Genomic DNA, 12,279 nt, shown 5'->3' with positions numbered 1-12,279 from the left:
CGGGCTATAAGTGACCCCATGACCCAGATTCCGGAATCCCCGTCGGCTCCCGTCCCGCTGCACTGGAAGCTCGTCGTCGACTGCGCGAACCCGCAGGCGCAGGCCGACTTCTGGGCCGCCGCCCTGCACTACGAGGTCGAGGACAACAACGCGCTCATCGAACGGCTGCTGGAACTCGGGGCGGTGCCGCGCGAGGCGGTCGTCGAGTTCCACGCCCGCCTCGCCTTCCGTGACCTGGTCGCCGTACGGCATCCCGCGGACCCCTACGACCCCGACAGCGGGACCGGGCTCGGGCGGCGGCTGCTGTTCCAGCGGGTGCCTGAGGAGAAGACCGTGAAGAACCGGCTCCACCTCGATCTGCACGCCCCCGAGGGGCGGCGGGAGGCCGAGGTGGAGCGGCTGCGGGCGCTCGGGGCACGGGTGCAGCGGGAGGTGAAGGAGCCCTCCGGGCAGTGGACGGTCATGGAGGACCCGGAGGGGAACGAGTTCTGCGTCCAGTAGGGACCGGAGCCGAAAGGACGGTCAGAGGCGGGCGGCGCGTTCGGTGAGGCGGGTCATCCGGGTGCGGGCCGACTCCAGGCGCCCGGGTTCCTCCGCCGCCGGGCCGCCGTCCTCGGCGAGGGCCGACCACAGGGCGATCAGTTCGTCGCCCAGGCGCAGGCCCAGCTCCGGGTCGCGTACGGCCCGCCAGGCCGTGGCCGCGCTCAGGACGTTGCCGTAGGCGGCCTCGCGGTCGTGGGCGCGGTGGTGGATGCCGGCCACCTCCAGGGCGAGCGCGAACGCCCTGTCCGGTTCTCCTGCCAGGTAGGCGATGTAGGCGGCCAGTTCGCGCAGCCGCAGCACCTCCGGGTGCTCCGGGCCGAGGGTCCGGGACGCCTCGGCGACGGTGCGCTCGGCGAGCCGCGCGGCGTCCTCGGTACGGCCCTCCCGTACGGCCTCGTTGATCGCGGCGACGGGTTCGGCCAGGGGCCCCGCGGGGGACGGCTCGTCTCCCAGTACGGCTTCCGCGACGGCGTCGAAGCCGCGGACTCGGGTCGAGTTCTTGGGGGCCGGGGCCGGCTCCGGGGGCAGGTCGGTGGCCTGGAGGAGGGGGTGCGGCTTCGGCTTCGGCTGGGGGGTGCAGGGGGCGGGCGAGGGCGTCAGAGGGGTGCCGGGCTCGGCCGTGGCGGGCGGGTCCATTACGGGCGGGGGGCCGAAGACGCCGGTGGGCGGAGAGACGGTGCCGAGGGGGATCGGGTGGGCGTCGATGACGCAGGCGGGCGTCGGGGGCTCGGCGGGCACCTCCCACGGCTGTCCCGTCAGCGCGCTGGACCCGTCCAGGTTGATCTGCAGCGGTACGGCGTAACCGATCCGGCCGTCCAGGATCGTGGCCCGGACGGGGTGGCCCTCGGCGAGGGCGAGCCGATGAAGGTGGTTGAGGACGGCCTGCTGGATCTCCTGGCCCGGGGCCGCCGTGACCGTGACACCGCCGACCGAGGCGCCGCCGTGGCCGGTGGCGGGGACATGGACCTGGATCGGGGCCGCCGACGGCCCAGCCTGCTGTACCGGATTCTGCGCGCGGCTGAGTCGAGACATCGCTTCCTCACTGGCTGGCAACACCACCTACGACGAGTCTCTCCGCAGGCCCCCCGTGCACACGTCACCGCGACGTCACAGGCTCGTTCCAGCCTGCGGTCCGGATACCGACCCCGATACATGCGCTCGACAATTTATTGCGTACGCATATAATGCATGTGCAGTTTGTTCGCGCACGCCTGCAATCGTGGGCCTGCGACCGTCCGCGCCCCTGGGGGACCCATGACCCGCCGCTTCCTGTTCGTCCTGGGCAGCAGCCGCTCCGACGGCAACACCGAGCTGCTCGCCCGCCGCGCCGCCGAGCAGCTCCCGGAGGATGTCGAGCAGCAGTGGATCGATCTGTCCGAGCAGCCGCTGCCGGACTTCGAGGACCTGCGCCACGACAGCGACCACGTCCGGCCCACCGAGGGCAATGTCGGGCTGCTGTTCGACGCCACCGTCGCGGCGACCGACATCGTGATCGCCTCCCCGCTGTACTGGTACACGCTCTCCGCGCCCGCCAAGCGCTACCTCGACTACTGGTCCGGCTGGCTGCGCACCCCCGGCGTCGACTTCAAGAAGACGATGGCCGGGCGCACCCTGTGGGGCGTCACCGCGCTCTCCGACCACGAGCCGTCGGTCGCCGACCCGCTGATCGGGGCGCTGAACAACTCCGCCGCGTACATGGGGATGCGCTTCGGCGGGGTGCTGCTCGGCAACGGCAGCAAGCCCGGCGACGTACTGAACGACACCGGGGCGCTGACCCGGGCGAAGACCTTCTTCCAGGGGGAGGCGCCGCTCGCACGGTTCCCGTTCGAGGGTTGACCGGGGCTGCGGGGCTCAGGTGGTGATGTCCTTCGTCGTGAAGCGGGCCCAGGCCGCCGAGCCGAACACGGCCGCGTAGAGGGCCTGCAGGCCGAGGTTCTTCACCAGGTCGTCCCAGTACACCGGCTCGCGCATCAGGTCGGCGAAGGACAGCCAGTGGTGCGAGAACAGATACGGGTGGATGGCGTCGAGCTGGGGGATCTGGTCGAGGATCTGGACCGTGATCAGCAGGCCCACGGTCGTCGCCATCGCCGCGATGCCGCTGTTGGTGAGGGTGGAGACGAACAGGCCCAGTGCCGCCACCCCGGTCAGGGACGCGGCGACGACCAGGGCGATCAGCAGCGCGCGGCCCAGGCCCTCGGTGAAGCTGATCCGGGTGCCGGAGATCGTCGTCAGCTCGCCCAGCGGGAACAGCAGCGCGCCGACCGTGAGCGCCGAGACCGCGACCACCAGCGTGGCCAGCAGACAGAAGGCCATGGTGGTCGCGTACTTGGTGAGCAGCAGCCGGGTGCGGCCCGCGGGGGCGACCAGAAGGTAGCGCAGGGTGCCCGCGCCCGCCTCGCCGGCGATGGCGTCGCCCGCGATGACCCCCACGGCCATCGGCAGGAAGAACGGCAGGGTCGCGGCGAGGGCGGTGAACACCAGGAACAGGCCGTTGTTGGTGATCTGCGAGATGAACGCGGGTCCTTCGCCCGTACCGCCGCCCGCCGAGCCGCCGTCGCCGGTCTCGATCCGCACGGCGATGCCGACGAGGACGGGGACCGCCGCCAGGACGCCGAGGAGCGCCAGGGTGCGCCAGCGGCGGAGAGTGGTGCGGAGTTCGTTGAGCAGGAGGGAGCCGCGGCGGGCCAGGGGGATCCTCTGCTCGGTGCTCTCTTGAGTGGTGCGCGCGGTGCGCCCGGCGCTCTCCTGGGCCGTGCCCCCCGTGCCCTCCTGGGCGGGGTCCAGGTCAGCCCGCGACATCGAAGCCCTCCCCCGTCAGCGCCACGAACGCCTCCTCCAGCGAGGCCCGTTCCACGCCGAAGCCCCGGACGCGGACGCCCGCGGTCACCAGGGCGGCGTTCACCTCGGCGAGGTCGCGCTCCGGAGGTTCGGCGGTCACCCGGTCCTCGGTGACGACGACGTCCGCCGCGCCCTGTTCCTTCAGGACCCGTGCGGCGTCCGCCGGGTCCGGGGTCGTCACCACGAGGCGCCCCCGGGTTCCGGCCGCGAGGTCGGCCACCGCGCCCTGGGTGACGAGCCTGCCCTGCGCCATCACGGCCGCGTGGGTGCACACCTGCTCGATCTCGTCGAGGAGGTGGGAGGAGAGGAAGACGGTCGTGCCGTCGGAGGCCAGCTCCCGTATCAGGGACCGGATCTCGCGCATCCCCTGCGGGTCGAGGCCGTTGGTCGGCTCGTCCAGCACCAGCAGCCGGCGCGGCTGGAGCAGCGCCGCCGCGAGGCCGAGCCGCTGTTTCATGCCGAGCGAGTAGGCCTTGGCCTTCTTGCCCGCGGCGGCCGTCAGGCCCACCCGGTCCAGTGCGGCGGCGACGCGGGCGCGCCGGGTGCGCGGGTCGGCGATCGGGTCGGCGGCGTCGTAGCGCAGGAGGTTGTCGCGGCCGGAGAGGAAGCCGTAGAGCGCGGGGCCCTCGATCAGGGCGCCGACCTGCGGGAGGACGGCGAGGGTGGCGCGCGGCATGGGGCGGCCGAGTACCCGGGCGGTTCCGGAGGTGGGTTCGATCAGGCCCATCAGCATGCGGATGGTGGTGGTCTTGCCGGAGCCGTTGGGCCCGAGGAAGCCGAAGACGCTGCCCGCCGGGACGGTCAGATCGAGTCCGTCCACGGCGAGTTGTCCGCCGCGGTAGCGCTTGGTGAGCCCACGGGTGACGATCGCGCCGTCACCCGGCCCGGGTTCCCGCTCCGCGGCGGACGTGTCGGTCATGCGTGCCTTATTACCCGGCGTTGGCGGCCTTCACCAGCGCGTCCTTGGTGACGGCGCCGACGTAGACCTTGCCGTCGTCGGTGACCAGGGCGTTGACCAGGCGGGTCGTGAAGATCCGGCCCTCGCCGAACTTGCCCTTGGCCTTGTCGCCGAAGGAGTCGATGAAGTCGCCGAACGGGCCGAGGTCACCTTCGAGCTCGTCGCCGGACGGGATGCCCTCGCCGCCGGTCTCCAGGACGGCGACGGCGTTCCAGCCCTCGCCGATCACCCGCGGCTCGCCCTCGGGGAGGTCGCCCTCGGGGGTGTCGTGCCCGGGCGTCTTCCCGGGGGCCCTCCCGGCGCGCCCCTCCTCCACCGCCTCGTCCTCCTCTGTGATCTTCGCGCCCTTGGGCGGGGTGAAGTCGAAGGTCGAGGCGTCCGGCTTGGCGAAGCTGACCTGGGTGAAGCCGGCGTCGATCACCGCGGCGCCGCCGCTGGACGGGGTGAGCGTGAACTTCAGCGGCATACCGGTCCTGGCGTCCACGGCCACGGTGATCGCGCCGACCGTGGTACCGGACTGCTTGGGCTTGATCAGCAGGCGGTAGGCGTCCCGGCCCGCGACATGGGCGGTGCCGTCGACGGTGACGGACGTGGTGTCGTCGACCGCCTTCAGGGCCTCCTCGGCGAAGTCCTTGGGCGTGGCCGGGACCTCTTCCTCGTGCTTGCCGCTCTCCTCGGCGGTGCCGTGGAAGACCTCGTTGGTCTCGCTGTCGTAGCCCCAGACGTCCTTGCCGTTGTGGATGAGGCTGTACTCGCTGGCCTTGCCCAGCAGCGAGATCTTCTGCCGGTCGGGGCCGTCGGCGGCGACCCTGAGGGTGTGCGAGCCGCTGACCAGCTCGGTGAGCTTCGTGGACGGGTCGGCGGACGAACCGCCCTCCCCGGATCCCAGCGCCCCGGACGTCAGCGCGCTCTCCAGCCCGCCGAGGTCCGGCAGCCCCAGGTCGGTGCTGATCTTCACGGTCCCGGAGAGCTGCTCCACGTCGGACTCGGCGATCTTCTCGATGAGCTGTTCTGCGCTGATCTCCGGCAGGTCGGGGTCACCGGAGCTGGCGAGGGCGGGGACGAGACCGATGGTCGCCGCCGCCACTCCCACCACCGCGACCGGCACGACGTACCGCGCGGCCTTGCGCCGTCCGGAGCGCAGGTCGTCGTTCTCGTCCGCGGTGGTGGTGTCGTCGGATCCGTACGGTGCCATGTGTGCCTTACCTCCGTCGTCGGCGGCGGCCTGCCAACTCCCGTGCGTCCAGCCCGTAGCCGCCATTCTCACCCGAATCGGTGAGGAGTGGTGTTTTCCGTTGTCACCATCTGACCAAATCGGCAGCCGTGAATCGTCAGACCGCGGGCTCAACTCCGTGTACACCTGCGGTATGACACGAGAGGGCGGCGTCTCCCCCGACCCGTAGGGGTCGCGGCGGAGACACCGCCCTCATCGGTCCTGCGGGACGGGCGTCAGCCGGGCCGGTGCACCACGTCAGTCGGTCTGTGAGTTCAGTATCTGTGGCGCCGCGTCAGCCCGGCCGGTGCACCACGTCAGTCCGTCTGTACGTCCAGTTCCTGTGGCACCGCGTCAGCCCGCCCGGTGTACCACCGCGTCGCACAGCTCCATCAGCGCGGCCTTCGCGTCGCACTCGGGCAGCGGGGCGAGCGAGGCACGGGCGTCCTGCGCGTAGCGCACGGTGTCGCGCCGGGCCTGCTCCAGGGCCGGGTGGGCGCGCAGCGCGGCCAGCGCCTCCGCGTGCCGCGCGTCGTCGGTCAGGTCGGAGTCGAGCAGCTCGCACAGGGCGATGTCCTCCGCGAGGCCGAGCCGCTCGGCCCGCTCGCGCAGCCGCAGCACCGGCAGCGTGGGGATGCCCTCGCGCAGGTCGGTGCCCGGGGTCTTGCCTGACTCGTGCGAGTCGGAGGCGATGTCCAGCACGTCGTCCGCGAGCTGGAAGGCGACCCCGAGCCGCTCGCCGTACTGCGTGAGCACGTCCACCACGGTCTCGTCGGCGCCGGACATCATCGCGCCGAAGCGGCAGGACACGGCGACCAGGGAGCCCGTCTTGCCGGCCAGCACGTCGAGGTAGTGCTCGACCGGGTCGCGCCCGTCCTGCGGGCCCGCCGTCTCCAGGATCTGCCCGGTGACCAGCCGCTCGAACGCCTCGGCCTGCACCCGGACCGCCTCCGGACCGAGGTCGGCGAGGATGTGGGAGGCGCGGGCGAAGAGGAAGTCACCCGTGAGGACGGCGACGGAGTTGCCCCAGCGGGTGTTGGCACTGTCCACCCCGCGCCTGACCTCGGCCTCGTCCATCACGTCGTCGTGGTACAGCGTCGCCAGGTGGGTGAGCTCCACCACCACGGCCGACGGCACGATCCCCGGCGCGTACTGGTCCCCGAACTGCGCCGCGAGCATCACGAGCAGCGGCCGGAACCGCTTCCCGCCCGCGCGCACGAGGTGCTGGGCGGCCTCCGTGATGAAGGGGACCTCGCTCTTGGTGGCTTCGAGAAGGCCCTCCTCGACAGCCGCCAATCCGGCCTGGACATCGGCTTCCAGAGCCTGGTCCCGCACGCTCAGCCCGAACGGCCCGACGACGGTCACGAGGGGTCTCCTGTCTGCTGGTGTCTACCGGTGATTACGCGGTTTGTCGATAGGTCGCTGCCTTCACTCAAGTCAGCGTATCCGGTCAGGTTTCGATCACCGATGCCGCCCGCCCGTCCACGACGGGCGGTATGGGATCACGCCGGTTATGTTTTTGATCACCTGATAGGGACGGATATTCATCGATTTAGGTGGAAATCGATTTACTCGGCAGTAGTGGAGCACACCTCGAACCGAGGTCGACACGACCCCGCCCCGCGGACGATCACCCTGACAACGACGCGCACCACTCCAGAGGTTCCGCGCAGCGGGTTCCACAAAGCGCGTTCCGCTAACACCCCGCCGATAAAGCCTTATTGGGATTCATCAGCCCTATTGCCCGTTTTGCCCACTCTTGCGATCCGGGGTGACGTGACTCACCCGGGCGTGCTCGCGGGCGGCGCCCCGCAGTGGGCCGAATCCCTTCCCCTGTCGGCGAGTTGATCCTTGGCATACGCAAATCACAGCTCGCCCCAAACCCTCCGGGCGAAGATCAAATCCGTGAATATGTGAATCCGGTACTTGTTTCGGACATGTGCTCTCGCATACGTTCCCGGCCTGTCGGGCGGACGCCGAATCCTGCCGCCGCCCGGCTTCACCCGAGAGAACTTCGTACGGCAGGAGCGGGGGACCCAGGTAAGTCGCCGGGCCGGGCGTCTGCGGACGTGCCGGAACGGCTCGGGGTGAAGTCGCGCGCCTTCAGGGGCGTGCGGCCGGGCAGCTCCCGCCCGAACCCGACAGCTCACCTCGCAGGCGCCGGAGAGGAACTTCGCCATGCCCGCTGCCGCTCAGCGCCGCCCCCGCCGTATCGCCCGCAAGCTCGCCGTCCTCGGCACCGGAGCCGCCGTACTGGCGCTCCCGCTGCTCGGCGCCAACGCCGCCTCCGCGGCCACCCCGACCGCCACCACCGCCGCCTCGCTGGGGTACGCCAACAACCTCGACGGCTGGATCCGCGCGTCCCTGCAGGTCATGGCCGACCACGGGATCCCCGGCAGCTACAACGGCATCTACCGCAACATCATCCGGGAGTCCTCCGGCAACCAGTACGCGATCAACAACTGGGACTCCAACGCCGCCGCCGGCACCCCGTCCAAGGGTCTGCTCCAGGTGATCGACCCGACCTTCATGGCGTACCACGTGCCGGGCACCTCCTACGACCCGTACGACCCGGTCGCGAACATCACCGCCGCCTGCAACTACGCGGCGAAGCGCTACGGTTCGATCGACAACGTCTGGGGCGCGTACTAGCAGCCGCCGGGGGCTCGCCCAGGGGCGCGCTCCTGGGCCTTCTCAGGCCGCGGCCCCTTCCCTGAGCAGTCTTTCGAGGACGACGGCGATGCCGTCGTCCTCGTTCGACAGGGTGATCTCGTCGGCCACCGCCTTGAGTTCGGGGTGCGCGTTGGCCATCGCGACGCCGTGCGCGGCCCAGTCGAACATCGGGATGTCGTTCGGCATGTCACCGAAGGCGATCGTCCGCTCCGGACCCAGGCCGAGGTGGTCCGCGGCCAGCGCGAGCCCCGTCGCCTTGGTGATGCCGCATGGCTGGAGTTCGACGGTCCCCGGCCCCGACATGGTGACGGTCGCCAGCGAACCGACCACCGAACGCGCCGTCGCCGCCAACTCGTCGTCGGACAGCTCGGGATGGCGCAGCAGCACCTTGCTGATCGGCTCGCACCACAGGTCGTCCCGCCGTCCCACCCGCACCGCGGGCAGCGTGGGGTGCGGCATCAGGTACCCCGGCTCGATCAGCGTGAGCCCGTCGACGCCGTCCTGGTCGACCGCCGCGTACACCTCCCCCACCTCTGCCTCGATCTTGCCGAGCGCCGTCTCGGCCAGCTCCCGGTCCAGGGTGACCGACCACAGCAGACGGTCCGCGCCCGCGTCGTACACCTGCGCGCCCTGTCCGCACACCGCGAGCCCCCTGCTGCCCAGGTTGTCGAGGAGCGGGCGCACCCTGGGCGCCGGCCGGCCGGTCACCACCAGATGCCGGGCGCCGACGGCCGCCACGCTCGACAGCACGGCCAGCGTCCGGTCGGAGAGCGTGTCGTCGCCTCGGAGCAGCGTGCCGTCCAGGTCGGTGGCGATGAGTGAATATGCGATGGGTGCGGCCATGATCAGAGAATACGGACACCACGCGCCGCCGACTCAGCGCGAACCGGACGTCCCCGGCGCCCGCACAAGCCCCGCGCGCCCCTCCAACTCCCTTGCTGTCACCGGCATCTGGTGGAATGAGGGGATTACCGGGACGGACGGGGGCGATGGTGTTGGCGGGCCGGGACAGGGACTTCACGGAATATCTCCGTAACGCGGCACTGAATGTTATCCGGCGCTTTCCCGAGCGACTGGTTCCCGAGATCTACGCACTCTCCTTCCGTGTCTGGCGAGTTGACGACAACGGTCGCCGCCCGTACGTCGCCATCGGCTACAACACCGAGTCCCAGTACGAGCGTGAGCGGCGGCCGGAGGACCCCGGCGAGGCCCGCTGGAACTACGCCTGCTGGCTTCTGGACGGCTTCGAGACGCTGGGCAGCGCACCGGAGGACCCCGTGGGCGGTCCGCTGTACGAGGCCGAGGTCAGGCGGCTGGGGCTGTGGTTCGAGGAGGACCAGGAGGGCGAGGAGGTCGAGACCAGGCGCAAGCTGCTCCAGTTGCACTTCGACGACGCCGTCCTCGGCCTCGCCCGGCACCTCCACCAGAGCGGCGCCATCGCCTCCGTCCTCGGTCGTCCGCTGCCCGTCGTGATTTTCGACATGTATCGGCCGGGCTGGGAGGTCGAGGCCACCGAGGCGGCCAACCCGCCCGAGCTGATCGCGGACTTCCTCGCCTGGCAGCGGGCCCAGGAGGACCCCGACGCGTGATCGCCGCGCTCGGTGCGCTCTGCCCAGGACGGGCAACCCGCCCGTAACGTGTGGGGCGACGACACGGACCCGTGGCACGTACGAGAGCGAGGCAGCACCCATGCCCCCCTTTGATGTCCCCGAGGGCGACCCCTTCGGCCCGCACAACCTCCCCTACGGCGTCTTCTCCGTCCCCGGCGAGGACGGCGGCGCCCGCCGGGTCGGCGTACGGCTCGGTGACCATGTCCTCGACGCGGGCGCGGCGGCGCTGGCGCTGGGCTCTCCCTACGCCTCCCTGCTCGCCAGGCCCACCCTGAACCCGCTGCTGGCGGCGGGCCGCACCGCCTGGTCCGACGTGCGCCGCGCGCTGACCGGCTGGGTCACGGTGCCGTCCCACCGCGAGACCATCGAGCCCTTCTTCCACCCTGTGGCCGAGGTGACCCTGCACCTGCCCTTCGAGGTCGCCGACTACGTCGACTTCTACGCCTCCGAGAACCACGCCCGGAACGTCGGCCGGATCTTCCGCCCCGACGCGGAGGACTCCCTCACCCCGAACTGGAAGCACCTGCCCATCGGCTACCACGGCCGCTCGGGCACCGTCGTCGTCTCCGGCACGGACGTCGTACGGCCCTCCGGCCAGCGCAAGGCGCCCTCCGACCCGGCCCCCGTGTTCGGCCCCTCCGTGCGGCTGGACATCGAGGCGGAGGTCGGCTTCGTGGTGGGCGTGCCGACCCCGATGGGCAGCCCGGTCGCGCTCGCCGACTTCCGGGAGCACGTCTTCGGCCTCTGCCTGCTCAACGACTGGTCCGCGCGCGACCTCCAGGCCTGGGAGTACGTCCCGCTCGGCCCCTTCCTCGGCAAGTCCTTCGCTACCTCGGTGTCGGCCTGGATCACCCCGCTGGACGCCCTGGACGCGGCCCGGGTGGCGCCCCCGGAGCGCACCCACCCACTGCTTCCCTACCTGGACGACGCGGACGAGGAGCCCGGCGGCTACGACCTGCGTATCTCCGTCTCGCTCAACGGTCATGTGATCTCCGAGCCCCCCTTCTCGACGATGTACTGGACCGCCGCCCAGCAGCTGGCCCACCTGACGGTCAACGGCGCCTCCCTGCGCACCGGCGACCTCTACGGCTCCGGGACGGTCAGCGGTCCCACGGAGCGCGAGCGCGGCTCCCTGCTGGAGCTCACCTGGAACGGCCGCGACGCCCTGGAACTCCCCGACGGCACGCGCACCTTCCTGGAGGACGGCGACACCGTCACCATGACGGCCTGGGCCCCCGGGGCGGACGGCGCCCGGGTGGGGCTGGGCGAGGTGTCCGGGCGGATCGTGGCGGGCTGAGGTTCCCGGGGTGCCCCGCCCTGTCGGCGCGGCGCGTCAAGATCCCGTAGCCCGTGCGGAGTTCAACGGCCGCAGACATCTGCCGCGCGCCGCCCGTCGCCGTCATACTGTGCGGCGGACGGTGCGTCCGGCGCGTGCTCCGGACCGCCCGTCCACCGCACGCCCCGCGCCCGCCGTTGCCCCGACCAGGATCCGGAGCCCATGGCATGACCTTCTGCCTGCTCCTGCTGAGCGTCGTCGCCGTGACCGCCGCCGTGCCGGTGCCGCGGTCCCTGACCCGGGCGGTGTGGCCCGAGCGGGAACCGGTGGTCGCGCTGTGGGTGTGGCAGTGCCTGGTGGCGACCGTCCTGCTGTGCTGTCTGACCGCCCTGGTGCTGGGCGCCGCCGCCGTCTTCCACACGGTGCGCGACCATGTCTTCGCCCCCGCGCCACCGGCCGTGACCGCCGCGTACGACCTGTCCGCGGCCCCGGTCTGGGCCGTCGTCCTCACCGTGCTGCTGGCCTGCGGCGCCGCCTGGACAACGGCGATGCTCGCCCGCGAACTGGTCGAGGCCCGCCGCAGCCGCGGCCAGACCCGCGCCCACCTGCGCGAGCGCGCCCCGGAGCTGCCCGCCGGCCTGCCCGCCGCGCGGGGCCCGCTGCTGGTGCTGGAGGACGAGTACCCGGACGCCTGGTGGATGCCCGGAAGCCCGCCCCAGCTCATCGTCACCACGGGTGCCCTGCACCGTCTGACCGACCACCAGCTGGACGCCGTCCTCACCCATGAGCGGGGCCACGCCCGAGCCCGCCACGACTGGCTGCTGCACCTCTCCACCGCACTGGCCACCGGTTTCCCCCGAATCCCGCTGTTCGCCCACTTCTGCGACCAGACCCACCGCCTGGTCGAACTGGCCGCCGACGACACGGCCTCCCGCCGCTGCGGTCACCTGACCACGGCGCTGGCCCTGATCGAGCTGAACCAGCACCGGGGCGTCCTCTCCTGCTCCTCCAGCCACCGCCTCCTCGGTGAGCGCGTCGACCGCCTCCTGGCACCCCCGCCCCGCCTGACCCGGCACCGCAGAGCGATGACCACGGCCCTGGCGGCACTGACCCCGCTGGTGCCCCTGCTGATCACCTTCGCACCGGGGCTGACGGCGCTGGGGTAGGC

At 71.6% G+C, this 12,279-nt stretch carries 12 protein-coding genes and 1 riboswitch; of the genes, 6 read left to right on the top strand and 6 right to left on the bottom strand.

Annotated features, from left to right (window positions below; translation table 11 throughout):
• The first annotated feature begins 18 nt into the window (after positions 1–18).
• Positions 19–501, top strand: coding sequence for a VOC family protein (locus GA0115233_RS02930; RefSeq protein WP_093718445.1), 483 nt, complete (start codon positions 19–21; stop codon positions 499–501).
• A gap of 21 nt (positions 502–522) precedes the next feature.
• On the opposite strand, the gene GA0115233_RS02925 is transcribed toward GA0115233_RS02930, so the two are convergent.
• Positions 523–1,575, bottom strand: coding sequence for an ADP-ribosylglycohydrolase family protein (locus GA0115233_RS02925; protein WP_093718444.1), 1,053 nt, complete (start codon positions 1,573–1,575; stop codon positions 523–525).
• 222 nt (positions 1,576–1,797) lie between these two features.
• On the opposite strand from GA0115233_RS02925, the gene GA0115233_RS02920 reads away from it, so the two are divergent.
• The gene (locus GA0115233_RS02920; RefSeq protein WP_093718443.1) at positions 1,798–2,379 is read left to right on the top strand and encodes a flavodoxin family protein; all 582 of its coding nucleotides are present in this window, start codon (positions 1,798–1,800) and stop codon (positions 2,377–2,379) included.
• A 15-nt stretch (positions 2,380–2,394) separates the two neighbouring features.
• On the opposite strand, the gene GA0115233_RS02915 is transcribed toward GA0115233_RS02920, so the two are convergent.
• The 4 genes from GA0115233_RS02915 to GA0115233_RS02900 all read right to left on the bottom strand — a co-directional run bounded on the left by GA0115233_RS02915 (position 2,395) and on the right by GA0115233_RS02900 (position 6,917).
• The gene (locus tag GA0115233_RS02915; RefSeq protein WP_176711622.1) at positions 2,395–3,342 is read right to left on the bottom strand and encodes an ABC transporter permease; all 948 of its coding nucleotides are present in this window, start codon (positions 3,340–3,342) and stop codon (positions 2,395–2,397) included.
• Complete coding sequence (locus tag GA0115233_RS02910; protein ID WP_093718442.1) at positions 3,329–4,300, bottom strand: ABC transporter ATP-binding protein; 972 nt, start codon at positions 4,298–4,300, stop codon at positions 3,329–3,331. The genes GA0115233_RS02915 and GA0115233_RS02910 overlap by 14 nt, the downstream gene beginning before the upstream one ends.
• A gap of 10 nt (positions 4,301–4,310) precedes the next feature.
• Positions 4,311–5,534: a LolA family protein gene (locus GA0115233_RS02905; protein ID WP_093718441.1), complete on the bottom strand. Its 1,224-nt coding sequence runs from the start codon at positions 5,532–5,534 to the stop codon at positions 4,311–4,313.
• Positions 5,535–5,906: 372 nt separating this feature from the next.
• Complete coding sequence (locus GA0115233_RS02900) at positions 5,907–6,917, bottom strand: polyprenyl synthetase family protein (protein WP_093718440.1); 1,011 nt, start codon at positions 6,915–6,917, stop codon at positions 5,907–5,909.
• Positions 6,918–7,516: 599 nt separating this feature from the next.
• Positions 7,517–7,727: riboswitch (cyclic di-AMP (ydaO/yuaA leader) on the top strand.
• Positions 7,728–7,730: 3 nt separating this feature from the next.
• Between GA0115233_RS02900 and GA0115233_RS02895 the strand changes: the two genes are divergently transcribed.
• Positions 7,731–8,204: a transglycosylase SLT domain-containing protein gene (locus GA0115233_RS02895; RefSeq protein WP_093718439.1), complete on the top strand. Its 474-nt coding sequence runs from the start codon at positions 7,731–7,733 to the stop codon at positions 8,202–8,204.
• A 42-nt stretch (positions 8,205–8,246) separates the two neighbouring features.
• Here GA0115233_RS02895 and GA0115233_RS02890 read toward each other — a convergent pair whose 3' ends face one another.
• The gene (locus tag GA0115233_RS02890) at positions 8,247–9,068 is read right to left on the bottom strand and encodes an HAD family hydrolase (protein ID WP_093718438.1); all 822 of its coding nucleotides are present in this window, start codon (positions 9,066–9,068) and stop codon (positions 8,247–8,249) included.
• Positions 9,069–9,214: 146 nt separating this feature from the next.
• Here GA0115233_RS02890 and GA0115233_RS02885 point away from each other — a divergent pair, with 146 nt between their 5' ends.
• The 3 genes from GA0115233_RS02885 to GA0115233_RS02875 all read left to right on the top strand — a co-directional run bounded on the left by GA0115233_RS02885 (position 9,215) and on the right by GA0115233_RS02875 (position 12,277).
• On the top strand, positions 9,215–9,814 hold the full coding sequence (locus tag GA0115233_RS02885) for a hypothetical protein (RefSeq protein WP_093718437.1): 600 nt from the start codon (positions 9,215–9,217) through the stop codon (positions 9,812–9,814).
• Between the two features lie 100 nt (positions 9,815–9,914).
• A complete protein-coding gene (gene fahA / locus GA0115233_RS02880; protein ID WP_093718436.1) occupies positions 9,915–11,132 on the top strand; it encodes a fumarylacetoacetase in 1,218 nt (405 codons plus the stop codon).
• Between the two features lie 206 nt (positions 11,133–11,338).
• Entirely contained in the window at positions 11,339–12,277 is a 939-nt protein-coding gene (locus GA0115233_RS02875) for a M56 family metallopeptidase (protein WP_093718435.1), read from the top strand.
• Positions 12,278–12,279: the final 2 nt, after the last annotated feature.

Source organism: Streptomyces sp. DI166, assembly GCF_900091315.1.
Lineage (GTDB): Bacteria > Actinomycetota > Actinomycetes > Streptomycetales > Streptomycetaceae > Streptomyces > Streptomyces fuscus.
The sequence above is the reverse complement of the archived record's forward strand: the minus strand, read 5'-3'. Positions and strand labels throughout refer to the sequence as shown.